Annotated in this window: 24 protein-coding genes; 8 read left to right on the top strand and 16 right to left on the bottom strand. The window is 70.8% G+C overall.

All coding sequences use genetic code 11. The features are described from left to right. Positions 1–195: 195 nt before the first annotated feature. Positions 196–513 carry a hypothetical protein gene (locus FHS29_RS11900; RefSeq protein ID WP_184690635.1) on the top strand — a complete coding sequence of 106 codons (318 nt, stop codon included), beginning with the start codon at positions 196–198 and terminating at the stop codon, positions 511–513. 311 nt (positions 514–824) lie between these two features. Here FHS29_RS11900 and FHS29_RS11895 read toward each other — a convergent pair whose 3' ends face one another. The 8 genes from FHS29_RS11895 to FHS29_RS11860 form a co-directional block, all read right to left on the bottom strand. Then, on the bottom strand, positions 825–3,029 hold the full coding sequence (locus FHS29_RS11895; RefSeq protein ID WP_184690634.1) for a SulP family inorganic anion transporter: 2,205 nt from the start codon (positions 3,027–3,029) through the stop codon (positions 825–827). A gap of 398 nt (positions 3,030–3,427) precedes the next feature. After that, the gene (locus FHS29_RS11890) at positions 3,428–4,042 is read right to left on the bottom strand and encodes a rhomboid-like protein (RefSeq protein ID WP_184690633.1); all 615 of its coding nucleotides are present in this window, start codon (positions 4,040–4,042) and stop codon (positions 3,428–3,430) included. Between the two features lie 24 nt (positions 4,043–4,066). Next, positions 4,067–5,506: an NADP-dependent phosphogluconate dehydrogenase gene (gene gnd / locus FHS29_RS11885; RefSeq protein ID WP_184690632.1), complete on the bottom strand. Its 1,440-nt coding sequence runs from the start codon at positions 5,504–5,506 to the stop codon at positions 4,067–4,069. A 249-nt stretch (positions 5,507–5,755) separates the two neighbouring features. Beyond that, the gene (locus FHS29_RS11880; protein WP_184690631.1) at positions 5,756–6,988 is read right to left on the bottom strand and encodes a ThiF family adenylyltransferase; all 1,233 of its coding nucleotides are present in this window, start codon (positions 6,986–6,988) and stop codon (positions 5,756–5,758) included. Further along, positions 6,985–7,251 carry a hypothetical protein gene (locus FHS29_RS11875; protein WP_184690630.1) on the bottom strand — a complete coding sequence of 89 codons (267 nt, stop codon included), beginning with the start codon at positions 7,249–7,251 and terminating at the stop codon, positions 6,985–6,987. Before FHS29_RS11875 ends, FHS29_RS11880 begins: the two co-directional genes overlap by 4 nt. 8 nt (positions 7,252–7,259) lie before the next feature. After that, positions 7,260–8,126, bottom strand: a complete 867-nt coding sequence (locus tag FHS29_RS11870; RefSeq protein WP_184690629.1) for a Mov34/MPN/PAD-1 family protein — start codon at positions 8,124–8,126, stop codon at positions 7,260–7,262. Further along, entirely contained in the window at positions 8,126–8,689 is a 564-nt protein-coding gene (locus FHS29_RS11865; protein WP_184690628.1) for a ubiquitin-conjugating enzyme family protein, read from the bottom strand. Before FHS29_RS11865 ends, FHS29_RS11870 begins: the two co-directional genes overlap by 1 nt. 59 nt (positions 8,690–8,748) lie before the next feature. After that, positions 8,749–8,961 carry an EsaB/YukD family protein gene (locus tag FHS29_RS11860; protein ID WP_184690627.1) on the bottom strand — a complete coding sequence of 71 codons (213 nt, stop codon included), beginning with the start codon at positions 8,959–8,961 and terminating at the stop codon, positions 8,749–8,751. Between the two features lie 283 nt (positions 8,962–9,244). Here FHS29_RS11860 and FHS29_RS11855 point away from each other — a divergent pair, with 283 nt between their 5' ends. After that, on the top strand, positions 9,245–9,709 hold the full coding sequence (locus FHS29_RS11855; RefSeq protein WP_184690626.1) for a hypothetical protein: 465 nt from the start codon (positions 9,245–9,247) through the stop codon (positions 9,707–9,709). Positions 9,710–9,796: 87 nt separating this feature from the next. Here FHS29_RS11855 and FHS29_RS11850 read toward each other — a convergent pair whose 3' ends face one another. Both FHS29_RS11850 and FHS29_RS11845 read right to left on the bottom strand, forming a co-directional pair. Next, positions 9,797–11,056 carry an oxygenase MpaB family protein gene (locus tag FHS29_RS11850; RefSeq protein WP_184690625.1) on the bottom strand — a complete coding sequence of 420 codons (1,260 nt, stop codon included), beginning with the start codon at positions 11,054–11,056 and terminating at the stop codon, positions 9,797–9,799. Positions 11,057–11,284: 228 nt separating this feature from the next. Further along, a complete protein-coding gene (locus FHS29_RS11845) occupies positions 11,285–11,878 on the bottom strand; it encodes a LysE family translocator (RefSeq protein ID WP_184690624.1) in 594 nt (197 codons plus the stop codon). A 59-nt stretch (positions 11,879–11,937) separates the two neighbouring features. On the opposite strand from FHS29_RS11845, the gene FHS29_RS11840 reads away from it, so the two are divergent. Together FHS29_RS11840 and FHS29_RS11835 are read left to right on the top strand one after the other, a co-directional pair. Continuing rightward, a complete protein-coding gene (locus FHS29_RS11840; RefSeq protein ID WP_184690623.1) occupies positions 11,938–12,447 on the top strand; it encodes an Lrp/AsnC family transcriptional regulator in 510 nt (169 codons plus the stop codon). A gap of 71 nt (positions 12,448–12,518) precedes the next feature. Next, positions 12,519–13,901 (top strand): pyridoxal phosphate-dependent decarboxylase family protein, encoded by a 1,383-nt coding sequence (locus FHS29_RS11835; RefSeq protein WP_184690622.1) that lies wholly within the window; start codon positions 12,519–12,521, stop codon positions 13,899–13,901. 175 nt (positions 13,902–14,076) lie between these two features. On the opposite strand, the gene tesB is transcribed toward FHS29_RS11835, so the two are convergent. Both tesB and pyk read right to left on the bottom strand, forming a co-directional pair. Further along, the gene (tesB, locus tag FHS29_RS11830; protein ID WP_184690621.1) at positions 14,077–15,003 is read right to left on the bottom strand and encodes an acyl-CoA thioesterase II; all 927 of its coding nucleotides are present in this window, start codon (positions 15,001–15,003) and stop codon (positions 14,077–14,079) included. 9 nt (positions 15,004–15,012) lie between these two features. Then, positions 15,013–16,437 carry a pyruvate kinase gene (gene pyk / locus FHS29_RS11825; protein ID WP_184690620.1) on the bottom strand — a complete coding sequence of 475 codons (1,425 nt, stop codon included), beginning with the start codon at positions 16,435–16,437 and terminating at the stop codon, positions 15,013–15,015. 82 nt (positions 16,438–16,519) lie between these two features. Here pyk and FHS29_RS11820 point away from each other — a divergent pair, with 82 nt between their 5' ends. After that, positions 16,520–16,864 (top strand): VanZ family protein, encoded by a 345-nt coding sequence (locus FHS29_RS11820; RefSeq protein ID WP_184690619.1) that lies wholly within the window; start codon positions 16,520–16,522, stop codon positions 16,862–16,864. Here the strand turns inward: FHS29_RS11820 and FHS29_RS11815 are convergent. Next, on the bottom strand, positions 16,839–17,495 hold the full coding sequence (locus FHS29_RS11815; protein WP_184690618.1) for a DUF2461 domain-containing protein: 657 nt from the start codon (positions 17,493–17,495) through the stop codon (positions 16,839–16,841). The two genes, FHS29_RS11820 and FHS29_RS11815, sit on opposite strands and share 26 nt — an antisense overlap. Before the next feature lie 92 nt (positions 17,496–17,587). Between FHS29_RS11815 and FHS29_RS38090 the strand changes: the two genes are divergently transcribed. Further along, positions 17,588–19,537: a helicase-associated domain-containing protein gene (locus FHS29_RS38090; RefSeq protein WP_184690617.1), complete on the top strand. Its 1,950-nt coding sequence runs from the start codon at positions 17,588–17,590 to the stop codon at positions 19,535–19,537. A 240-nt stretch (positions 19,538–19,777) separates the two neighbouring features. Here FHS29_RS38090 and FHS29_RS11805 read toward each other — a convergent pair whose 3' ends face one another. Then, positions 19,778–21,454: an endonuclease gene (locus tag FHS29_RS11805; protein ID WP_184690616.1), complete on the bottom strand. Its 1,677-nt coding sequence runs from the start codon at positions 21,452–21,454 to the stop codon at positions 19,778–19,780. 62 nt (positions 21,455–21,516) lie between these two features. On the opposite strand from FHS29_RS11805, the gene FHS29_RS11800 reads away from it, so the two are divergent. After that, entirely contained in the window at positions 21,517–22,290 is a 774-nt protein-coding gene (locus FHS29_RS11800; protein WP_184690615.1) for a maleylpyruvate isomerase family mycothiol-dependent enzyme, read from the top strand. Here FHS29_RS11800 and FHS29_RS11795 read toward each other — a convergent pair. Beyond that, positions 22,277–22,459, bottom strand: a complete 183-nt coding sequence (locus FHS29_RS11795; protein ID WP_184690614.1) for a DUF397 domain-containing protein — start codon at positions 22,457–22,459, stop codon at positions 22,277–22,279. The genes FHS29_RS11800 and FHS29_RS11795 overlap by 14 nt on opposite strands. Positions 22,460–22,476: 17 nt before the next feature. Beyond that, positions 22,477–23,331 (bottom strand): helix-turn-helix domain-containing protein, encoded by an 855-nt coding sequence (locus tag FHS29_RS11790; protein WP_184690613.1) that lies wholly within the window; start codon positions 23,329–23,331, stop codon positions 22,477–22,479. 112 nt (positions 23,332–23,443) lie between these two features. Between FHS29_RS11790 and FHS29_RS11785 the strand changes: the two genes are divergently transcribed. After that, positions 23,444–23,644 carry a hypothetical protein gene (locus FHS29_RS11785; RefSeq protein ID WP_184690612.1) on the top strand — a complete coding sequence of 67 codons (201 nt, stop codon included), beginning with the start codon at positions 23,444–23,446 and terminating at the stop codon, positions 23,642–23,644. Positions 23,645–23,681: the final 37 nt, after the last annotated feature.

The following is a 23,681-nucleotide window of genomic DNA, read 5'->3' as shown; positions in this document are numbered from 1 at the left end:
CGCCACACCTCCTCGTGGGTCCGTGCCCGAGTGAGTGTCGGGGGTGTGCGCGGACGGAGCAAAGGGCTGTCATCCATTCGTGTAGTGCAACTTGCAGTCGGCCGGTCGGCGGTCGCAGGCTGCTGGGGCACGCATCCGGGGCACGCCCCCGGAGACCGACACCGAACGCCGAAGGGCCGGGAAGGAGCGCTGAAGGTGTCCGTGACGGTCTTCAGCCAGCTCGACAAGTCGCTGCACGAGCACCTCGACACGCTGGTGCGGCTGGCAGCCACCGGCGACGACGAGACCGCGACGGAACTTGCCCGCTCCGAACTGCCCCGCGTGGTGGCGGCGCTCAGGGCGCTGCTGGACGAGCACACGCCGGACGAGCACGGCCGCTGCCCCACCTGCCGGACCAGGCGCTTGAGCCGCCGCCTGCCGGCACCGTGCCGCGCCTACCTGGGCGCGCAGCTGGCGATGACGGTGGCCGCCGAGTCGCCGGGCAGGCGCAAGCACGTGCGGAGCGTGGTGTAGCGATCCCAAGGACGAGCGGGCACGACCCGCTCCGCGCCGGGCGACGCGCCTCCCCCCGATGATCGAGCCCCATCCGCGCCGCCCGACCGCACCCGCGGCGGAACCGACCTCGCACCCCCGACCGGGGCCGGTTCCGCCGCGGACCTCTTCGCGCCGCTCTCTCCGCACCCGCTTGTTCGCACCCGCCTGTCCGTGTGCGCCTGTCCGTGGGGGCGTCTCCGTGGGGGCGTCTCCGTGGGGGCGTCTCCGTGGGGGCGTCTCCGTGCGCGCCTGTTCGCCTGGGCCTGTTCGCCTGGGCCTGTTCGCGCCGGCTAGGTCCGCACGGGTTCCAGCCCGTCGCGGTCCGGGTCCACCAGGTACACCCGCGCCTCCGAGATGTCGAAGTACATCCCCACCAGCCGCAACGACCCCGCCGCCACGGCCTCCCGCACGCTCGGGTAGGTCATCAGGTTGTCCAGCTGCTGGGCCACGTTCGCCACCGCCAGCCGTTCGACCGCCGGCAGCTCCGCCGCGCCCGGCGCGTGGAACCGGATCAGGCTCGACTCCGCCGCCCGCAGCCACGAGCACAGCTGCGAGCCGGGCCGCGCCGACCCGCTCACGAGCGCCTTCATCGCCCCGCAGTCCGAGTGCCCGCACACCGCGATGGTCTCCACCGCGAGCACCTCCACCGCGTACTCCACCGCCGCACCCACCGAGTCGTCGCCGTCCACCGGCACCAGGTTCCCGATGTTGCGCACGCAGAACAGGTCGCCGGGTCCGCTGGTGGTGATCAGGTTCGGCACCACGCGCGAGTCCGCGCACGTGATGAACAGCTGCCGGGGTCGCTGCCCGCGCCGCGCCAGTTCCGCCAGGAACGGCCGCACCAACGGCGCGGCGGAGCGCTCGAACTCGTGCATCCCCCGGATCATCGGGTCGGCGTCCTCGCGCGGCCGGGGCAGCGTCACCGCGCGCCGGCGCTGCCAGTGCGACCACGGCGCGAACCACCGGGGCAGCGGCGACAACGGCGTCTTGCGCAACGCCGGGATCCCGCGCGCGGCCTTGGAGAACCACGTGTCGTGCACCTCGTCGACCTCCACGTGCCCGCCCAGCCGGACGTAGCCCGCGCGCCAGTCGTCGATCGCCTCGAACGCCCCGTGGTCCAGGAAGTCGATGTGCAGCTCCAGCACCACGCGCTTGCCCAACGGGATCGTCCGCAGGTCGCGCACCAGGCGCCCCACGCCGAGGAACACCAGGGAACCCCGGATCACGACCCGCCAGCCGTCGGGCTCCTCCTCGATCCGCACGGAGCTGTGCGTCAGCCGGTACAGCGACCGCAGGGCCGCCGCCGCGACGCCCAGCAGCACGCCCTCCACCAATCCCAGCGCCACGACACCGGCCGCCGTCACGGCGTAGGCGGTGAACTCGCCGTGCCGCCACAGGGTCCGCATCCGCGGCACGCTCACCAGCCGAACGCCCACCACGAGCAGCACCCCGGCCAGCGCGGCCAACGGGATCAGCTCCAGCAGCGAGCCCAGCGCCAGCACGAACACCGCGATCCACACGCCGTGCAGCACGGTCGACGCCCTCGTGCGCGCCCCGGCGGCCACGTTGGTCGACCCGCGCGCGATGCCGCCGCTGACCGGCAGGCCGCCGAGCGACCCGGCGACGGCGTTCGCCACGCCCTGCGCCACCAGTTCCCGGTCCAGGTCGGCGCGCGGTCCGTCGTGCAGCTTGTCCACGGCCACCGCGGACAGCAGCGACTCGACGGCCGTCACCACGGCCACGGTCAGCACCGCGAACGCGATGGCGGGGAACGTCCCGGACGGCATCTGCGGCAGCACGACCTGGCTGAGCGCCTCGGCGGGCAGGTCGACCCGCGCCACGTCCAGCCCGGTGCCCGCGAACGTCGCGACCAGCACCGCCACCAGCGGCGCGGGCAGGTACGAGGAGCCCGGCACGCGCGGCCACAGCACCAGCACGGCCACCGCGACCCCGCCCACCAGCAGGGCGGCCGGGGACACCGGGCCGACCAGCCGGCCGAGGTTGCCGAACACGGTCGCGCCCGGCTGCCCGCCGAGCAGCACCACGGACTGGCCGACGGCGATGGTCACGCCGATGCCCGCGAGCAGGCCGTGCACCACGGCGGGCGACAGCGACAGCGCGGCCCGGCCGACCCTGCTCAGGCCCGCCGCGACCTGCACCAGCCCGGCCCCGACGGTGATCATCGCGGTGGCCGCCCAGCCGTACTCGGCGATGATGCCCGCGGTGATCACCACCATGCCCGCCGCCGGTCCGCTGACCTGCATCGGCGCCCCGCCCAGCGCGCCCGCGACGATGCCGCCGACCACGGCCGAGATCAGGCCCGCCATCAGCGGCGCGCCGGTCGCGGCGGCGAAGCCCAGGGACAGCGGCACGGCGATCAGGAACACCACAACGGACGCGGGCAGGTCGTAGCGCAGCACGGTCGCCAGGCCGCCCGGAGGACCGGCCGTGGTGTGCTCGCCGGCGTGGGACTTGTTGGGGCGTGGGCGGTTCATCGGTTTCCCTTCGTTCGGGCACAGGTGTTCCGACATGGGTGTTCCGGCCTGCCGTTCCGACACGGTGTGCTGAGACGGGTGCTGAGACGGGTGTCCTGATTCCGGCATGGGCGCAGCGCCCCCTCGCCGGTCCGGCGCGGGGTGCTCAGCGGTGATGTCAGCGCGGCGGTAAGGGCAGCAGCAGGCGCGGCCAGAAGGCATCGAGTCTCGGCTCGGCCTCGGCGCGGTGGTGGGGGGTCGCCACAGTGGCACCTCCGTGTCGGCACAGGGGACGTGTCGGCACAGCCCGCGTCGCACAGCTCGCGTCCCCACCATGATGACGACGATGTGCCGTGCCTGACAGCGGTTCCACCCGGTCGTGTTGATCTTTGCCGGGGATGTCACCCCTGGTGACGGGGCTAGCGGCCGACCGCCGCGTAGACCCGGTGAACGGCGAACGCGCCACAACCCGATCCGATGAACGCGGCGGCTACGTGTCCGACCGCGCCGAACTGGGGGACCACGCCGAACCACTCGGCGGTGAACAGGGGGTAGCCGACCAGTACGGCCAGCCAAGGGCCCCGCAGCACCGCGGGCAGCAGCACGGTCACGGCGCCGGCGGCGGCGAACGCGACGTAGCCGACCCCCACGTCCGTGACGCGGGTCAGGTCCATCGGGTAGGCGCCCCGGGCGATCACCAGGGCCGTCACGAGCGTCGCGCCGACGTGCCCGGCCAGCACCACACCCGCCGCGCGCCAGGAGCCGACCTCGCGCTCGAAGTTCCCCAGGCACACCGCGACGCCGACCAGCGCCAGGCCGGTGAACACCAGGCCGTCGCCGGGGTCCAGCACGAAGGCGCTGCCCAGCAGGGCGTTCACCGGGTGGTCGGCGAGGTTGCCCGCGTTCGTGCTCAGCGAGGTCTTGACCTGTGCCGACATCTGCTCGGCGAACACGAACCGCATGAGCAGGGCGAGCCCCGCCACGGCGAGCAGGTAGCCCGCCGTGACCGGGTTGCGCCGGAAGCGATCACGCACCCGGCCATGGTCTGGCCGGACGGGTCAGGCGTCCACCTGGGACCGGTCACCTGACCAGAGAGTGTGAAAACTGCCGCCACGATCGGTGCGCCGGTAAGTGTGCGCGCCGAAGAAGTCGCGCAGTCCCTGGACCAGCGACGCGGGCAGCCGCTCGGACCGCAGCCCGTCGTAGTAGGCCAGCGCGGACACGAAGCCGGGCGCGGGCACCCCGGCCGACACGGCCTTGACCACGACCCGCCGCCACGCCTGCTCGGCGTTGCGCACCGCGTCCCGGAAGTAGTCGTCCACCAGCAGCGACGCCAGTTCGGGCTGCTTGTCGTAGGCCTCCCGGATGCGGTCCAGGAACCGGGCCCGGATGATGCAGCCGCCGCGCCAGATGGTCGCCATCGCACCCAGGTCCAGGTCCCAGCCGTACTCGGCGCTCGCCGCCCGCATCTGGTCGAAGCCCTGCGCGTAGGCGACGACCTTGGACGCGTACAGCGCCAGCCGCACGTCCTCCACCAGGTCGTCGTCCGGCTGCGCGGTCACGTCGGACGGCCCGAACGCGTCCCGCACGGCCGTGCGCTGGTCGACCCGGCCGGACAGCGAGCGGGCGAAGACCGCCTCCGCGATGCCGGTCACCGGGACGCCCAGTTCCAGGGCCTCCTGCACGGTCCAGCGGCCGGTGCCCTTCTGCTCGGCCTCGTCGGCGATCACGTCCACCAGCGCCGCACCGGTGTCGGCGTCGGTGTGGCCGAGCACCTCGGCGGTGATCTCCACCAGGTAGGACTCCAGGTCGCCGCTGTTCCAGGTGCGGAACACGTCGGCGATCTGCGCGGGCGTCCGGCCACCGACCCGGCGCAGCAGGTCGTACGCCTCGGCGATGAGCTGCATGTCGGCGTACTCGATGCCGTTGTGCACCATCTTCACGAAGTGCCCCGCGCCGTCCGGGCCGACGTGCACGCAGCACGGCACCCCGTCGACCTCCGCCGCGATGGACTCCAGCACCGGGCCGAGGTGCCGGTAGGACTCCGCGGAGCCGCCGGGCATGATCGACGGGCCGTTGAGCGCGCCCTCCTCGCCGCCGGAGATGCCCGCGCCGACGAAGTGCAGTCCGGCTTCGCGGAGCGCGGCCTCGCGGCGGCGGGTGTCGGCGTAGTGGGCGTTGCCGCCGTCGATCACCATGTCGCCGGGCTCCAGCAGTGGCACCAACTCGTCGATCACGGCGTCGGTGGGCGCGCCGGCCTTGACCATGATGATGATCTGGCGCGGGGTCTGGAGGCTCGCGACGAGTTGCTCCAGCGTCTCGGCGGGCACGAAGTCGCCTTCGTGCCCGTGCTGCTCGATCAGCGCTTCGGTGCGGGTGGACGTGCGGTTGTGGACGGCTACGCGGAAGCCGTGCCGGGCGAGGTTGCGCGCCAGGTTGCTGCCCATGACGGCGAGCCCGGTGACGGCGATCCGCGCGGGTGCCTCGGAGGTGGTCATCTCCACAGCCTGCCCAAATCCCGGCCCGCGCGCACGTGTGTGCGGCCCCTCATTCGGGGTTGTCGTCGGCCGGGCCGTCCACGGCGGACCCAGCGGACCGCCGCGCCGGCACCCGCTGCCCGCGACCACCTCGGAACGAGCGCGGCGGTAGGTGGCTCACGACCACATCGGACAGTGCCGCGGCGGGCCACCCACCGGGAGCCGAACGGCGGCGACCGCGGACCCTGCCGGCCCGCCCGAATCCCGACCCTAGGGCCGCCGATCCGGAATCACCTGTGGCGGGCCGCTGCACTGCCGACCGTCCTCGCCAGGAGCAGTGGCCTCCACCGGCTGGTCGGTCAGCACGATAAGACCGAGCCCGGCGGTGCCCTCGAACACGAAGGAAGCTCCTTCGGTGGCCCCGAGAACGGCCATCGGCGCCACAGCCAGGGGGCTTTCTCCGACCAGGTCGTCAGGCACGCGCAGTTCGGCGACCGATGACGGCATCTTCGCGTCGGACAGTTGCCACGGACCGCCGCAGTCGACACATCGGGAGTCGACCAACCAGGCCGATTCGGTGGCCATGACCGCGCAGAACCGGGAGCAACCGGTACAGGAGTAGGTGATGTGGAACGGCTCCGCCAGCCGGATGACGCCCCGCCCGACCCGGTTCGCGACAGCGGTCGCGAGATCGGCTGCGGATCCCGCCCAGTCACGCACGTCGACCTGCGTCAGCACCGGCAGGTTGTCGTGGTGGCCGGGGCAGTGCGGGTTCACCTGCAACCGCGCCTTCGACACAGTGGCGCGCCGGATGTCACCGTAATACCGGACGTCGTCCGACGGAAGTTTGCCGTGGAGTAGTCCGATGCACTGTTCGGCCATGTAACCGCCGAGGACGGCGGCGGCTGTCTGGATGGCAGGTACGATATTCTCGGCCTCTGCGGCCAGCGCATATCTGGTGCATGAGGCCGCCGACTCGCGAAACGGGTTGTGGCAGCGGTAACAAACGCGCCCGGAGGCTGCCGAGAAGGTCGAGAAGTTGAAGAGCGATCCCGCGAAACCACCCTCTACCATCGGCTTTCCGTGGAGTCGACTGCGCTCGCTGAGCCATGCACGGGCGGTTACGCTGTCGACTGCGGAGATTACGACATCCGCTGCCGCGATTGGCCGGTCGCCCAGTCGCTGGATCATGGTCGCGGACGCCCGCATGTCCGGTCGCGAGGCTGTGGCGATGGCGGCGCACCTCTCGGCCACCTGCGGCGCCTTCAGACCCGAGTGCCGTTCGAACTCGTCCGCGGTGGGGAAGAACGGCGACCGTGTGGCGTTGTGCGCCTCGAACACGTCGAAGTCGACCAGGTGCAGGGTTCCGACACCGCTCAAAGCGAGCGATTGGGCGATGTTCTGCCCCAGCGCACCGGCGCCCACTATGAGCACCGAGCCCTCACCGAGGACGGCCGGGTCGTACCCCGCGAGAATGGACCGGGACTGAATTCCGTCGCTCACGCTGTCCGATGTTTGTCGCATGTGCACTCTTTCACCTGCATGCCGGTGAGCAGGCAGTATCCGTCGACGTTGTGATCCCTGGCCACGACGTGGAACCCACGATCCGGAGCGGGCAGCGGCGGTTGACGCGGTCGCTGCGGTCGCGCGATGATCTCGAAGTCCGGATCGGATTCATCTCCGGGTATTCGCGCCCGGTACCACAGCGCCAACGCACCGAGTGCCGCGACCACCACCAATACGACGATCACCGCTGTCAGGTCCACGGCAGTGGTCAGCGGAAACTGAGGTTGGCCAGAGTGATCGCGAGGACCAGGACGCCCAAAGCGAGCACAAGAATGACCACGTAGAGGACTGCCGTATTGTGCTGCTGCGGATCCCACGACCGGCGTGGCGGAGCACCCCACGCGGCAGGCACTTCACCCCCGCTTACCGAGACGACCGGCGGATGACCTTTCCCACCGGAGGACGCGATGCCGCCCTTGTGCTTCGGCCGCAGCTTCAGGACCCTGCGCCAAGCCCGCAGTTTGGTCCGGCCGGGTATCGCACCGCGGCCCGACTGGAGGTTCCCGGGGGTCTGTTCACCTCGGTCCGTGCCGGCGAGTTCCGCCAACACGGGAGTGTCGCTCGACAGCAACACGCTTGTGGACCCCAGGTAGCAGAAACCCCAGGGCGTTCCTCCGGCGAACACCAACAAGCCCACGTGCAGCGGGTCGGACCACAGGAGTTGGGATTCCCTGTCCACACGGCTGTACTCGCTCGGCACGTTGTGGCTGTGCCACCAACCCACGACATCCATGCTCGGGTGGTGAGCGGCAGCAAGGGTTCGAAGCTGTGCGGTCCGTTCCGCCGTCAACGTGATGCGACCGGGAGAGCCGTCGCCCAGGGGCGCTTGCAGATGGGCCAGGACGACGACATAGGGACCGTGCTTGTCGCGGAAACGCCTGCCGACCAGCAGACCTCCCACTTCGGTCGGTTGTGCGGCCTCCGCCCCTCGGCGCAGGGCCAGCGCGACCGCAGGAGCAACCAGGACGGTTGCGGTCCGGTCACCCCGGAAGGTGGGGCAACCCTTGAAGTGCTGACGGGACCGCGTGGGCAGACCGTTGTCCCGACTCAGCACCTCGAATCCGGCGTCGGCCATCACAGCACCTCGAATCCGCGATTCCGCCGGTTCCGGACTTCGACGTCGAACTCGAGCCCCGGGACTTCACCGTGCAGCCAACCGGGCAACTGCGCGTAGACGACCGAGGCGTTCAGCGGCCGACCACCGAGCACTCTGCGGTGGTGGTCGATCGCCGCGCCGTTCCACCCCTGATACCCCGACCCGCGGCCCTTTTCATCCCAGTTCAACAGGCGCTGGAGGTGGACGACCAGGTCGCCGAGCACGACGTGTCCGTTGCGGGCTTCCCAGGACTCCGCCCCGATGCACACCGGCGCGCCCGGTTTGAAGTGCGGTGACCAAGGCGTGTGGGTGGACAGGATGAAGGTGTTGGGCTGGCGCCGGGGGTAGTCGACGACGTCGACATCGATGCCGATCTCGGTCTCGGCGGCCCACTCCGTCGCCGAGACGAGGGTGGGGACACGGAGCAGGAAACGGTACTTCTTGGCCTGCGCCGCATCCTCGTCGTGGCGGATCGGGTTGATCCGCTTCTCCAGCTCCCAACTGGTGCGGTAAGCCTCGAAGTCGAAAGTCGGGCAACGCATGTCGGACAAGATGCGGTAGTCGAACCTCAATCGCTCGGCGAGTTCTGCTCCGCGCACGCCTACCTCCCGCCCGACACGGCACCGGTCACCGAGTGGTCGACTGTCAGTTGTGCCCCGTCCACCACGCCGGCGTCTTCGAGCGTGACTTCATCGAGCAGCTGCACGCCGTCCTCCCGCCGCAGCTTGTACTGGCCGACGCTGCTCGCCGGTGGGATGAACCCCGCCGCGACCAGCTGCTCCACCAGGTACACGGGCGTGGCACTGGGGCTCACCCGGGCTTTCAGGGTCTCCGAGGGTGCTGTCGGATGTACAAACGTCAGGGTCACCTTGCCGTCGGACACGCTCATCCAATCGTTCGCAGTCCACAGCCACAAAAACATGGCACGAGAGCATCGACATGCTTCGTCCTGGGTTCGCTGTGGTAGGCCCCGCCGTTACAGGTACCGATCGCGAAGCGTTCAGCGTTACGCCGGTCGGGTGATACCGGTAACTTTGTGCGGAAGCTCAACGACTCAGCGATCGACGTTCACGGCCACGGATCGGAGCAACGAGCACATGCTCTCCGCAATTCTCGGGATCACCACCGGCCTGCTCGCGATCCTGAGCCTCACCCTGCTTTACCTGCTGCTCAGACCGTCCAACCAGCCACGCGTGTTACGAGGAATGCTCGCGAAAAGGCAACTGAGGTTCGGCAAAGTGGCAACCACGGAGGTCTTCGAGCGGGACTCCCTCAAGATGACCTTCAACGTGGAATTGGGCCCCGATCACGACGCCCTGACCATCGGGGCCGAAGGTGCGGCCGACAGCGTGCAGCGGGTCACGAGCGTGCTGACCGAATTGCTCGCGAACAACGACACCGCTGTGACGAGGGTCCTCCGCCGCGCTCCCGAGGCCGACCGTCTCAGGTCGCGATTCAAGATCGTCAAAACGCCGCGCATCGGCGCGCGGCCGACCGTGGAAGCCGAGGTGGACTTCACCGTCCTGCACACCACCGGTAACCAGACCTTCGAGGTCGAGTGAACGTGCAGCGGTAGCCCCGAGGGGGACGCTGCGCACGGCGCTGCCGGTCACGACTGCGAAGTCGGGGCCGCGCAACGACAGCCCGGCTCAGGGACGCGTCCCCGGTTCCCGCGACGCGGCGAGGTCGGGCTCCGACGCGGCGCGGGGTTCGGGCAGGATCTCCGCCACCAGCTCCTCCACCGGGATCACGGGTTGCTCGCCCGCGTGTTCCACCGGTGCCGCCGAGGCGACCTGCCCGGGGTCGGGGTTGTAGCCGGCCAACTCCAGGGGCAGTTCCAGCGGGGCGCTCTTCCCGTGGGTCAGGATCCGGAACTCCAGGTCGCAGATGACCTGCCCGGCCTTGTCCAGGACCCGCTTGCCCAGGTGGAACCGGTCCTCGACCTTCTCCAGCAGCCCGACCAGCGACAGGTACCCGCCCAGGGCGGCCTGCCAGAACCAGGAGCGCGGGACCTCCAGCCACCCCGCGATGTCCTTGCCGACGAGGTGCCGCAGGTAGGCCGGGACGATCCCGTCGAAGAGGCGGCCGGGCACCGCGTCGGCGTACAGGTCGAGCAGGTGCCCGGTCAGCTCGACGCCTTCCGGGGACGGTCCGCCGCCGCGCGCCAGGGCGTCGGCGAGCACCTGGCGGGCCTGCGCGGTGGTGTCGGGCATGGCGTCGGGCGAGATGCCCAGGAAGGTTCCCGCCACCCGCCAGGTGTGCAGGTAGTCCTCGGCCTCCTCGTCGGTCACGGTGACCCGCAGCCGGCCGAGGAAGTCGATCACCTGCACCGACAGCGCCAGCCACACGATCAGCAGGTGCTCCTGCGAGGCGGGGACCTTGTCGCGCTCCTCGTCCCAGCTGCCGCTCGCCCGCAGGTGGTGGCGGATGGTGGCGTGGATGAGGCGGACCTTCACCGCGCTCACCACGAACCGGCTGTCCGGGCCGAAGGGGTCCGGGCTCATCAGGTCGAAGACGAACTGCGCGGTGTTGGCCATGCGCCGTTCGGGGTACTTCAGCCGGTGGGTCAGGCTCATCATCTTCGCGCCCAGCGGAACGGCGTAGGCCAGCGCCATGGACCCCAGGGCGAGCGAGGCGCCGATGTGGATGCCGTCGTCCTGGAAGAACTCGCGCACCCGCCTCAGCCGGGTCTGGTCGGCCCAGTCCGGCACGGCCCCGCGCGCCTGCTCCAGGAACTCCCGCAGAGGGGCGGGCAAGCCCTCCGGCAGGGCTTGGTCGTTGGACCGCCACTCCCGCAACAGCCGGTTGACCTCACCCAGGCGGCCTTCGGCCACCAGCTCCGCCACGACGCGTTCCGCGACCGGGTCACCCATCCGCCCGAGATCACCGGAGTCTTCGTTGCCGGTCATGGCGTGGACACTCCTTGAGCGCGAGGTCACCGTCTCCAGAGGACGGCCGGACATGCTGCTCCAGCCAGTAACGCACGCCTCCCGGCCGGCGAGCCGACCTGCCGGCACAGTTCACCCGATGGAGGTCGCCGGCCCGGGACGGCGGATGTCCGCAGGTCGCGGTACGTCAACGCTTCCGGGTACCACGGCGCACCGGCCTTCCGATCGGGCACGGCCCGGACGCGGGGGTCACACCGCGAGGACGGACGCCGCCATGCCGATCAGCGCGGCGCCGCAGAGGCGTTCGAAGACCGGGCGGACCCCGGGCCGGGCCAGCAGTCGCGCCAGTCGGCCCGCCGTCGGCACCACGCAGGTCCAGAACGCGGCGAAGACGCCGACGGTCACCGCCGACAGCAAGGCCGCCTGCGGCAGTGGCGGGGCGGCGGGGTCCATGGCCTGCGGGATGAGGCTGAGGAACGTCAGCATGACCTTGGGGTTCAGCAGGTCGCACAGCATTCCCCGCAGGAACACCGACTTCTCCGAGCGGGGCGGGGCGGCCGTCGCGCCCCGCGAGCGCAGGGTCATCACGCCCAGGTACAGCAGGTAGGCCGCGCCGATGGCCTTCACCGCCCACAGGGCTGCCGGGGCGGCTGCCACCAGGGCGGACAGACCCAGGGTCGCCAGCACGGCGTGCACCAGCAGGCCGGTCACCACGCCGAGCGCGGTCAGGGCGCCCAGGCGGACGCCGCGCACGGCGTTGCCGGTCACGAGCACGAAGTCGGGGCCGGGGACGATCGTGATCACCACCAGCGCCAGGAGGAACGAAGTCCAGGCGATGTGCACGCGCGGATATTCCAAGTGACGTTCGGCGTGGATCCAGCCGATCAGTACAGTGTTCGGTTGTGAACGAGGTAGCCGAACTGGATTCGGTTGACTGGCGGATCCTGGAGGAGTTGCAGAACGACGCCACGCTGCCCAACCGGACCCTGGCCGACCTGGTCGGGCTGGCGCCCTCCACCTGCCTGCAACGGGTCCGGCGGCTGCGCGAACTCGGGGTGATCACGGGGTTCCACGCCGTGGTCGACCCCCGGCTGACCGGCCTGCCGCTGGAGGCCGTCGTCTCGGTGAACGTCCGACCGCACACCCGGCCGGTGGTGGCGGCGTTCCGCGCGTTCGTCATGGCGCAGCCGGAGACCCGGTCGCTGTTCCACGTCAGCGGCCAGGCCGACTTCCTGGTGCACATCGCGGTCGCGGACAGCACGCACCTCCAGGCGTTCCTGATGGACAAGATCGCCTCGCGGACCGAGGTCCGCAACCTCACCAGCGCGGTCGTGCTGGAACGCGTCGAGACCCGGGCCCTCACGCCGCCGAACGACCAGCGCCCCACCCACCGCCGCCGCCGGGTGCCCTGAAGGGCAGTCGGTTCCGCGGAGTAGGACACCGGGTGGGGCCGGGACGGCGCGGCGCGCGTTAACGTCCGGGTATGCAGCCTGACGAGTTCCGCCGGATCGGCCACGAGGTGATCGACTGGATCGCCGACTACCGCGAACGGCTCGGCGACCTGCCGGTGCGTTCCCGGGTCGAGCCCGGTTGGGTGCGGTCGCAGCTGTCCGCCCTCCCCGAGCGGGGCGAGGGGTTCGACGGGCTGCTCGCCGACCTGGACCGGGTCGTGGTGCCGGGCACCACGCACTGGCAACACCCCGGTTTCTACGCCTACTTCCCGTCCAACGCCTCCCTGCCGTCGGTGCTGGGCGACCTGCTGTCGTCCGGGCTGGGCGTGCAGGGGATGCTGTGGTCCACCTCCCCCGCGTGCACGGAGGTCGAGCAGCACCTGATGGACGAACTGGTCGGCGCGATGGGTCTGCCCGAGTCGTTCGTCGGCGGCGGGGTCATCCAGGACACCGCGTCCAGTGCGGCGTTGGTCGCGATGCTCGCCGCGCTGCACCGCAAGTCGGGGAAGTGGCGTCGGTCCGGTGTGGACGGTGACGAGACCGTCTACGTCTCCTCGCAGACCCATTCGTCGATCGAGCGGGCCGCGCGGATGGCCGGTCTCGGCGAGGAGGCGGTGCGGTCCATCGGGGTTTCACCCGAGGCGCTGTCCATGGACGTGGCCGAGCTGGCCCGCCAGGTCCAGTCCGATGTGGACAACGGGCGCAGGCCGGTACTGGTGTGCGCCACCATCGGCACCACCGGCACGGGTGCGGTCGACCCGGTGCGGGAGATCGCGGAAGTCTGCGCGCGGCACGGGATCTGGCTGCACGTCGACGCGGCGTGGGCCGGGCCGGCGGCGCTGTGCCCGGAGCAGCGGCACCTGTTCGACGGGCTGGAGCTGGCGGACTCGTTCTGCGCCAACGCCCACAAGTGGATGCTGACCGCGTTCGACCTGTCCCTGTTCTGGACCGCCCACCCCGACGTGCTGGTCGACGCGCTGACCATCCTGCCGGAGTACCTGCGCAACAGCGCCACCGAGTCCGGCGCGGTGGTGGACTACCGCGACTGGCAGATCCCGCTGGGCCGCCGGTTCCGGGCGTTGAAGCTGTGGTCGGTGCTGCGCTGGTACGGCCTGGAGGGCGTGCGGGCGCACCTGCGCGGGCACGTGGAACTGGCCGGGCTGCTGGAGTCCTGGGTCGCGGCGGACGAGAACTGGGAGCTGGTCGTGCCCCGGTCGCTGTCCCTGGTCACCATCGCCCACCGCGCCGGCGACGACGCCACCCGCGAGGCCATGGACACCGTCAACGCGGAGGGCAGCGCCTTCCTCACCCACACCGTCGTCAACGGCCGCTTCGCGATCCGGGTCGCCATCGGCGCCGAGGCCACCCGGGAACACCACGTCCGCGTCATGTGGGACGCCCTGCGCGCGGTCTAGCGGGTCAGCAGGGCGGGCAGGTCGAGCGTCACCGGGAACGGGCTGACCACCTCGACCTTCCCTGCCCCGGCCGGGGACGCCGTACTCGACGGCCTTCACTACGCGGTCGGTGTGGGCTCGTGCCGCCGGCAGAAGTCTTCGGGAAGCGCGTCCCAGTCCTCGGTCGTCAAGCCCGTCACGGCAGTACCCGCAGCAGGCCCTCCTGCACGACCGTGGCCACCAGCCGACCGTCCTGCGCGTAGAAGCGCCCCGTCGCCAACCCGCGGGCACCCGAAGCCGACGGCGACTCGCAGTCGTACAGGAACCACTCGTCCGCCCGAAAACGGCGGTGGAACCACATCGCGTGGTCCAGGCTGGCGCCCAGCACCTTGTCGGTGCCCCAGTACACGCCGTGCCGCACCAGCACCGAGTCGAGCAGGGTCATGTCCGACGCGTACGCCAGCACGCACACGTGCAGCATGTCGTCGTCGGGCAGCTTGCCGTCCGCCCGCATCCACACCTGGCTGCGAGCCTCCCCCGGCCCGTCCTCCCGCGCGCGCCACGGCGGCTCGGTCACGTACCGGATGTCGATCGGACGCGGCAGCCGCGCCATCCCGACCTTCTCCAGGTACCCGGCCGCCGACTCCGCGTAGGTCGGCAGCGAGTCCGGCGGCGGCACCGACGGCATCGGCTCGAAGTGGTCCATGCCGGGTTCGTCCAGCTGGAACGACGCGGACAGCGCGAAGATCGCCTTGCCGTGCTGCACGGCCACGACCCGCCGGGTGGTGAACGACCGCCCGTCGCGGATCCGGTCCACCTCGTACACGATCGGCACGGTCGGGTCGCCGCCGCGGATGAAGTACGAGTGCAGCGAGTGCACCCGGCGCTCCGGCGGCACGGTCCGGCCGGCCGCCACCAGCGCCTGGCCCGCGACCTGCCCGCCGAACACCCGCACGGGCGACTCGGCGGGCGACACGCCGCGGAAGATGTTCTCCTCGATGCGCTCCAAGTCCAGCAGCGCGGTGAGGCGGTCCAGCACGGGTTGCCCGTGCGGTACGCCGTCGGTGTCCAGCGGCAGGTCCGCGTAGCCGGCGGCGGCTGCGGCGCGGGCAGCCTCTGTCACGTCCAACCCCTAAGCGTGGTCGTCCTCACCGAGCCGGTGGACCCGGATGAGGTTGGTCGAGCCGATGGTGCCAGGCGGGGAGCCTGCCACGACGACGACCAGGTCACCGGGCTGGTACCGGCCGATGTGCAGCATCGACATGTCCACCTGGCGGACCATCTCGTCCGTCGAGTCCACCTTAGGCACCAGGAACGTCTCGGTGCCCCACGTGAGAGCAAGCTGACTGCGCACGCTCTGCTCCGGGGTGAACGCCAGCAGGGGCAGGTGCGTGTGCAGCCGGGCCAGCCGGCGCACCGTGTCACCGGACTGGGTGAACGCGACCAGCGCCTTCGCGTTCAGCCGCTCGCCGATGTCGCGGGCCGCGTAGGAGATCACGCCCCGCTTGGTGCGCGGCACGTGCGTCAGTGGCGGGACCTGCGTGGACTCGGTCTCCACGGCCTCGATGATCCGGCCCATGGTCTTCACCGACTCGATGGCGTACCGGCCGACCGACGTCTCGCCGGACAGCATCAGCGCGTCCGCGCCGTCGAGCACCGCGTTCGCCACGTCCGAGGTCTCGGCGCGGGTCGGGCGGGAGTTGGTGATCATCGAGTCGAGCATCTGGGTGGCCACGATGACCGGCTTGGCGTTCTCGCGGGCGATCTGGATCGCGCGCTTCTGCACCAGCGGCACGTGCTCCAGCGGCAGCTCCACGCCGAGGTCGCCGCGGGCGACCATGACGCCGTCGAACGCCAGCACGATCGCTTCGAGGTTGTCGACGGCCTCGGGCTTCTCGATCTTGGCGATCACCGGGCGGCGGCCGTGGCCGACCCGGTCCATCACCTGGTGCACCAGGTCGATGTCGGCGGGCGAGCGCACGAACGACAGCGCGATGAAGTCCACGCCCAGGTTGAGCGCGAACTCCAGGTCCTCGATGTCCTTCTCGGACAGCGCGGGCACGGACACGTCCATGCCGGGCAGCGAGAGGCCCTTGTTGTTGCTGACCGGGCCGCCCTCGGTGACCTCGCAGACCACGTCGGGGCCCTCGATGTCGGTGACGACCAGGCCGACCTTGCCGTCGTCCACCAGCAGCCGGTCGCCGACCTTGGCGTCCTTGGACAGCTCCTTGTACGTGGTGGACACCCGGTCGTGGGTGCCTTCGACGTCCTCCACGGTGACCCGGACGACGTCGCCCGTGCGCCACTCGACGGGGCCGTGGGCGAACCGGCCGAGCCGGATCTTGGGGCCCTGGAGGTCGGCGAGGACGCCCACCGCGCGGCCGGACACGTCCGACGCGGCGCGGACGAGTTCGTAGACCTGCTTGTGGTCGGCATGGCTGCCGTGGCTGAAGTTCATCCTGGCCACGTCCATACCGGCCGCTACCAGCTCGTTGACCTTCTCCTCGGTCGCGGTGGCAGGGCCCAGCGTACAGACGATCTTCGCGCGTCGACTCACGTTGGGAGAGCCTAGCCCCCCGCACTGGACCGATCAGGATGTACCGGGAAGTAATCTCCCCGAAACGGGCAGAATCGGCCTGGTGAGCCGCAGAATCCTCCCGTTCGTGACCGCCGTGTTGCTCAGCGTCATCGTCCTGTTCATGCCCCAGTCAGGTGTGCCGGACTCCCCTCCGGGCACCGACAAGGTGGTGCACGTCCTGCTGTTCGCGCTGCTCGCGGTCACCGGCCTGGTCGCCCGGCTGCCGAGGAACGCGCTGCTCGCCGCCCTGGTGGCGTACGCCGCGGTGTCCGAGGTGCTCCAGTGGCTGATCGTCGCCCTCGGGCGCGGCGGGGACGTGGTGGACGGCCTGGTCGACGTGCTCGGCATCGCCCTCGGGTGGCTGGTGGCGCGGCTCGCGTTCAGCGGCGGAAGCCGACTTCGGTGAGGCCGATGTGGTCGGCGCACCAGTCCACCAACGGGTCGACCTCGCGCCACGCCGCGCGCACCCGGTCCAGGCACTCCGGCTCGTGCAGCACGTCGTCCGGCGGCCACGTCCGGGCCGCGTAGAGCCGCTTGTGCTTGAGCAGCCCGATGCGCGGGTGGTCGGGGTCGAACCCGCGCGGCGGGCGCTTGAGCCGGTCCCCGCGCACCTCCCAGCCGGCGCCGGTGAGCTTCGCGAGGACCTTCTCCAGCGCCTGCCCGCGCACGTCGTCCGCGACCGACTCGCGGTAGCGGGCGACCTGGTCGGGCGCCATCGCGAACGACCCGCCGCCGACGAACAGCCCGGCCGGGCTGATCTGGACGTAGTGCGCCCCGCCGCCGCGACCGAGCTCCACCACTGCGCCGCAGTGGTCTTTGTACGGCGTCTTGTCCTTGCTGAACCGCACGTCCCGGTACGGCCGGAACACCTTGCCCTTGCCGAACTCCGGCTCCAGCGCGGTCAGCAGCGCCTCCATCGGCGCGCGCACGTCGGACAGGTAGGTGTGCTTGTGGTCCTCCCAGTAGGCCTTGGTGTTGTCGACCTCCAGCCCGTCGAAGAAGTCGATGGCGTACTCGCCGAAGCCGGTGAATTCCACAGCGCCCAGCTTACGACCGCTCTTTCGCCGCCATTCGGGCGCTCTATCGCGGGGAATAACCGGTCGGTGACGCGCAGTGCATAATCAGCTGAGTGGGTAGGAAATCGGCGCTGGCCAGTTGGCTGCACGAACTCGACGCTCAGGACATCCGGGACATCCTCACGCTGCGCAAGGACGCGGCGGACGCCCATCCCCACTCGCTGCGCGGTCTCGCCGACGAGCTGAGCACGCCGTCGTCGCTGCGCCTGGCGGTGGGCGGCCTGGACCGCGCGTGCCGTGACGTGCTGGACACCGTGCTGCGGCTGGGGCCCGCGGCGAGCCCCGAGGCCGTCGCGGACCACCTGCGCTGCCACGGGAAGGCGTCCCGGGCCGAGCTGAAGCGCACCCTCACCCAGCTCCGCCGGCGGGCCCTGGTGTGGCCGGAGGGCGACCGGCTCCGCGCCGCCACGGGCCTGCGCCCGACCGAGGGCGAGCCGCCGAGGCGGATCACCCCCGCACCGCGCCCACCTCGCCGGACCGGTCAGCACAAGGGTTTCGCGGACCGCGCCGCGATCACCCCCGCAACGTCCACTGTGGATGGTGTGACCCGGCTGGTCGAGCTGTGTGACAACGATGTCGTCTCCACCCGCAGCGGGGTCGGCCTGCGCGAGCTGCGGCGGATCGCGGGCGTGCTGCGCGCCGACGAGACCCGGACCCGGCTCTGGCTGGAACTGGCCGTGGAGGCGCGCCTGCTGGCCGTCGCCGACCACGACCGCCGGGTGCTGCCCACCACCCGGTCCGACGGCTGGCGCGGCTGCTCCCCCGCGGACCGCCTGGCGGACCTGGTGAAGGCGTGGCCGCGCATGACGTGGCCGCCCGCGAAGCCCCGCCCGGCGCTGGCCGAGTCCGCGGAACCCGGCGACGCGACCCGCCGGGGCGTGCTGGAGCACTACGCGGAACTGGAGGAGGACGAGGCGTTCGAGCACCGGCACGAGGTGGTGGCGGACCTGGTGTGGTCGCACCCGGCCGTGCACAGCCCGCCGACGACGGAGGCGGCGCTGGTGGAGGCGGAGACCATCGGCCTGGTGGCGTTGGGCGCGCTGACCACCCTGGGCCGCGCCGTGCTGGCCGGCAACGCCTCGACGGTGGCGGCCGGGTTCGTGCCGGCCGCCACGTCGAAAGCCCACCTGAGACCGGATCTGACGGCGGTGGTGTCGGGGTTGCCGAGCCGGGAGCTGAGCGCGGCGCTGGACCTCGCCGCGGATCCGGCGCAGGGCCGGTGGCGGTTCAGCGCGGGCAGCGTGCGGCGGGCGTTGGACGCCGGGAACACGCCCGACGAGCTGCTGGCGCGGCTGGCGGAGGTGGCCGAGCACGGCGTGCCGCAGAACCTGGAGCGGTTGGTGCGCGAGGAGGCGCGGCGCCACGGGCAGATCAGCGTCACGACGGTGGCGTGCTGCGTGCGGGCGGACGACCCGCAGCTGCTGACCGAGATCGTCCGCCACCGGTCGTTGAGCCCCTTGGCGTTGCAGCCGCTGGGCCCGACCGTGCTGGCGTCGGCGAAGCCCGCCGGCGAGACGCTGGCCCTCCTCCGCGCCGCCGGCTACGCCCCCACGACCGCGACGCTGGACGGGCGTTCGGTGGTGGAGCGGGTGTCCCGCCGCCGCGTCGAGCCGCCCGCCCGCAAGCTGCCGTCGTGGCGGCCGTGGCGGGCGCCGCTGACCGAGCAGGAGGTCGCGAAGCTCGCGGTGGCCCTGGTGGAACGCGAACGCCCACGACCGCGATCCGTGCCGCCCCGTGCCGAGTCCCGCCGGCTGGGCACCGTGCGGTTGCTGCGCGACCAGTCACTGGTGCTGGGCGACTCCGAGGTCGTGCTGCTGGCCGAGGCCCTGGTGACGCGGACGTCCGTCGAGATCGACGTCGCCAACGGCCCGCGCACGACGATCCGCCACGTCGTCACCCCGGTGGGCCACGCTTCGGGCAGTCTCACCGCGAACGACCCGGACGGCGGTCTGCACGAAATCCTGGTCAGCCACATCCGTTCGGTACGTGCTGTCGTGAACTGACCGGAGCAGTTGTCGCCTCGTTCTCGCGCGGTTGTCGTCGTGCGGTGTCTTCTTGCAGTGTCGTCGTGCGGTTGTCGTCGCGTGGTTCGTCGTCACGCGGCTTCTTTGTCACCGTTTGTCGCACGGTTCGTTCTCACGCAGTCGCCACGCGGTTCGTTGTCGCCGTTTTGTCGCAGCCGGCTGTCACGCGGTTTCGGGGCGGGTCTTCACCTCGATGTCGGCCAGATCGCCGCCACGTGGTCACACGTCGAGCACCCACCCCGGATGGTCGATGAACGGGTTCCGGTTGCCCTGGATCTCCGCGATCGCCGCGTTCCGGTGCAGCTCGTGTTCGGTCACCGGGTCGTTCCGGTGCCACGCCACCAGTTCGGACAGCCGCCGCTCGTCCACGATCCCCGGGTAGCGCACCAGGAAGTAGAGCGTCGCCCGCGCGACCGCGCCCCGGCCCTCCCGGGGTTGGGAGGTGTCCGCGTCGCCGGTCTCGCGGGTGAACAGGTGGTGCAGGTCCCCGCGCATCGGCTCACGTTTGCCGAACAGCGCTTGCGGCACGACGTGTTCGCAGTTGAACGGCAACGCCGCCTCCAGCAGGTCGAACTCCTCGGGCAGCGTCCCCGGGTCGGGCACCCCGCCCGCCGCCAGCTCGCGGAACCGACGTGTCCGGGCAGCTTCCGCCGCCACGTCGGCGCGGATCAGGTCCTCGGGGTCGACCGCGGCGCCCGAGTGGAGGCTGCGCAGCTTCAGGTCGGGGTGCAGGTCCACCCACGGGTACACCATCCGCACCGGCCGGTAGGCGGGGCGGCGGACGTGCGTGCGTTCCAGCAGTCCGTGCAGCACCGAACGGTGGGGGACGGTGATGTCGGCGTAGTACCGGTCCCGCGCCGCCCGGTCGGCCACCGCGTCGTAGTAGACCCGGCTCCGCCCGATGTCCAGGTTCACCAGCGCCGCCCGGAGTTCGGCGTCGGTCTCCGCCGGGGCCGGGGCGGGGTCGAAGACGCGGGCGCGGAGCTGGGCGGCCGGGCCGCTCAACGGGCGCTCCCGCAGCGCCCGCAGGATCCGACTGATCCGCACACCTTCGCCCGCGCGCCAGGCGAGCCGCTGCTCGCCGAGGTCGGGCGACCACGGCAGGCCGTCGGACGTGACCGGCTCACCCCCGTCGTCGGTGGCGGGGACGCCGGAGTGGTGCAGCGCCACGACTTCCCACTGGTCGTTGAAGACCACCGCGCCGGACGTGCCGACGCCGGCCTCGTAGTGCACGAAGTTCTCCAGCACGTCGACCAGGACGTGTGCGCGCAGCGCGAACTGCTTCGGCCCGCCGGCGGGGAACAGCACGACGTTGAGCCGTTCGCCGAGGATCGCCTTGCCCTCCTGCTCGATCAACGACAGGTGCGGCGGCAGGGTCGGCACCTCCTCCACCGCCACCACGGTGAAGTCCAGCGCCATGTCGCTGAGGAAGAACAGCTCCGGCCGGCACGCCACCCGCACGTCGTCGAACTCCACCGAGCCCGAGGCTGCCTCGGTGACGCTCGGCAACACGTGACTCGCCGTCAACAACAAGGAAGGCGCGATCAGCAGGCCCGTGCCCCACCGCCCGGCGACGTGCAACCGCCCCACCGCGCGAGCCGCCTGAACACCGGATTCGAGAAAACCGGCGTCCACCAACGTGTCGCGCCCGATGAGCCGTTCCAGGTCGAGTTCCCGAGGACCGCGAACCGGTGGTGACGCACCGCGTTCGACCGAGGACGCCAGCTGCCAGTCCACCCCGAGCCGGTCGAGGCGCCGAGTCACGCGGTGTGGTGCGTCGGTGTGCAGGACGCCGCGGCGGGCGACCGAGGCGCAGCCGCGCTTGCGTTGCGCCGCACGGCCTTCGTAGCGGGCACGCGTGGTGGCAAGGCGGGACTGGAGAGCGTCGGACGTCATCGTCCACCTCCTCAGGGGAAGCGTCGATGCGGACGGCACAACCGTTACGCCATGATGGGGGGATGCCTTTGGACTTCGACCGCTACCGGGCCGAGATCGTCACCCAAGCCGAACTGTTGAGAGGACACGTCCGAGGAGCCGACCCGACGTCGAAGGTGCCGAGCTGTCCGGATTGGACCCTCGGGCAGTTGCTCCGGCACATCGGTGCGGGCCTGGACTGGGCGGCCGAGATACTTCGGACGAGGGCCACCGCACCGTTGGCCGACGACGCACTGCGCAACCTCGAGGGCTACCGGGACCGCGCACCGGAACCGTTGGCCGACGCGGCGGTGGAAGCGGCACACCGCCTGGCCGACGCGTTGGGCGAGGCAGGCCCGGACGCCGAGGTGTGGACGGCGGTCCCCGGCGAGGGCCCGGTCTTCTGGGCCCGGCGCTTCACCCACGAGTCGCTGATCCACCGGGCCGACGCGGCGCTCACGGTGGGTGCCGAGTACGTCACGGACCCGGTGATCGCCGAGGACGCGCTGGACGAGTGGCTGTACCTGCACACCCTGCCGGTCATGTTCGACTTCCACCCGCAGCTGCGCGAACTGCTCGGCCCGGACCGGACGCTGCACTTCCACGCGACCGACGTGGCGGACGCGGAGTGGGTGGTCGACCTGACCGGTGAGCTGATCACCTGGCGGCACGCGCACGAGAAGTCGGCGGTCGCGGCCCGGGGGTCGCTCACGGACCTCCTGCTGACCGTCTACGGCCGGCGGGACGTGGGCGTGCTGGACGTGGTCGGTGACCGCGACCTGCTCGACTTCTGGCTGGAACGAGTCAGCTTCGGCTGAGCCGATCGCCCTTGGCGGCCGTCAGGAACCGACCGAACCCGGCCGGGCTGAGCGCGACCTGGCCACCTTCCGGAGCCTTGCTGTCCCGAACAGCCACGACGGCCGCCAAGCGCGCGACCTCGACACAGTTGTTGCCGTCCATCCCGCTGTAGCTCGACCTACGGAACATGCGCCGCCTCCGGTTGCCTAGCTGTACTCACCGGCAACCTTACGCATGAACCTCCGGGTCTCCTCAAAGCTCATCGCCAGGCCGGTCAAGCGCGCCCAGGACTGGTCGAAGGCTGCCACGATGCGCTTGTCATCCATGTACCGCAGTTCGGCCAGGTTCTCGGTGTAGGCGAACTCGAGCGGACCCGCCGCGCCGGGCGAGGGGATGCGCAGCAGCACAAAGCAGTCTCGGATCGCGGTGTGCTGTACGCGGGTCTTGAAGGGCAGCACCTGCAAGCGGATGTTCGGCAGCTTCGACAGCTTGATCATGTAGTTGATCTGCTCGCGCATCACCTCGGGCGGAGCGTACTGTCGCCGCAGAGCCGCTTCGGAGATCACAAAAGCGACCTGCGGCGGGTTCTCCTTGTAGAAGATCTCCTGCCGCACCAACCTCGCCTTGACCCGGTCGTCCAAGTCCTTCGGGTCGTGAGCGAACAGCGACCGGATGAAGGGCTCGCACTGCAACAGGCCTGGCGGAACCTCGCTCTCGACAGTTCGGATCAGGTCGCAGTTCTCCTCCAGGTCGATCATGGTCCGGAACGACTCCGAGTACATGCTTCGGATGCCCGTCCACTTGCCGCGCTGGTGGTTGCCGCGGCGCAGCTCCAGCAGCGCCTCGATGTAGGCCTCGTCGGTCACCCCGAAGCCCTTGAGCAGCAAGAGCAGATCCCCCAGAGTGATGCTGGCCTGACCTGACTCCAACTCGGTCATCTTGGTCTGGTGCTTCTCGATCAGTGCCGCCGCCTGGGTCTGGGACAAGCCTGCCCGGTCCCTCAGGTATGCGAGTTCCTTGCCGAGCAACAGCTTCTTCGCAGTCGGCGTGACCTTGGCCATGCCGCAACACTACCGCCGGCCCGCCGGCCACCGGGATCACTCGATCGTGGGAGTACTTAAACTTCCATTATGGCGATACGGTCCCATGGCAACTTCAAGCATGGAGGTAAGCATGGGACTAGGGGTAGAGGTCGACTCGTTCGTCCAGCTCGAGGACGACTGCACGATCAAGATCGAAGACCTGCACAGCCAGTACGTCCACCTGCGCATCGGCGGGAGCGACACCGGCTTGACGTTGTCACTCAGCGAAGGCGCGCTGAGGAAGCTGGCCGAGAAGACCGCCGAGGCGCTACAACCCGTCGAACCGACGTAGACCACGAAAACCGCCCGCAGACGACGAAGTCTGCGGG

The sequence above is a fragment of the Saccharothrix tamanrassetensis genome, from assembly GCF_014203665.1.
Classification (GTDB): domain Bacteria; phylum Actinomycetota; class Actinomycetes; order Mycobacteriales; family Pseudonocardiaceae; genus Actinosynnema; species Actinosynnema tamanrassetense.
This window is presented reverse-complemented; position numbering and strand designations above follow the sequence as displayed.

What these genes read in the sequence shown, in the direction of transcription:
- FHS29_RS11835 (WP_184690622.1), top strand. Translation starts at nt 12,519, where the DNA reads ATGCAGCCTGACGAGTTCCGCCGGATCGGCCACGAGGTGATCGACTGG.
- FHS29_RS11800 (WP_184690615.1), top strand. Translation starts at nt 21,517, where the DNA reads ATGCCTTTGGACTTCGACCGCTACCGGGCCGAGATCGTCACCCAAGCC.
- FHS29_RS11805 (WP_184690616.1), bottom strand. Translation starts at nt 21,454, where the DNA reads ATGACGTCCGACGCTCTCCAGTCCCGCCTTGCCACCACGCGTGCCCGC.
- FHS29_RS11865 (WP_184690628.1), bottom strand. Translation starts at nt 8,689, where the DNA reads ATGCGTTGCCCGACTTTCGACTTCGAGGCTTACCGCACCAGTTGGGAG.
- gnd (WP_184690632.1), bottom strand. Translation starts at nt 5,506, where the DNA reads ATGACCACCTCCGAGGCACCCGCGCGGATCGCCGTCACCGGGCTCGCC.
- FHS29_RS11790 (WP_184690613.1), bottom strand. Translation starts at nt 23,331, where the DNA reads ATGGCCAAGGTCACGCCGACTGCGAAGAAGCTGTTGCTCGGCAAGGAA.
- FHS29_RS11850 (WP_184690625.1), bottom strand. Translation starts at nt 11,056, where the DNA reads ATGACCGGCAACGAAGACTCCGGTGATCTCGGGCGGATGGGTGACCCG.
- FHS29_RS11795 (WP_184690614.1), bottom strand. Translation starts at nt 22,459, where the DNA reads ATGTTCCGTAGGTCGAGCTACAGCGGGATGGACGGCAACAACTGTGTC.
- FHS29_RS11855 (WP_184690626.1), top strand. Translation starts at nt 9,245, where the DNA reads ATGCTCTCCGCAATTCTCGGGATCACCACCGGCCTGCTCGCGATCCTG.
- FHS29_RS11870 (WP_184690629.1), bottom strand. Translation starts at nt 8,126, where the DNA reads ATGGCCGACGCCGGATTCGAGGTGCTGAGTCGGGACAACGGTCTGCCC.
- FHS29_RS11785 (WP_184690612.1), top strand. Translation starts at nt 23,444, where the DNA reads ATGGGACTAGGGGTAGAGGTCGACTCGTTCGTCCAGCTCGAGGACGAC.
- FHS29_RS11895 (WP_184690634.1), bottom strand. Translation starts at nt 3,029, where the DNA reads ATGAACCGCCCACGCCCCAACAAGTCCCACGCCGGCGAGCACACCACG.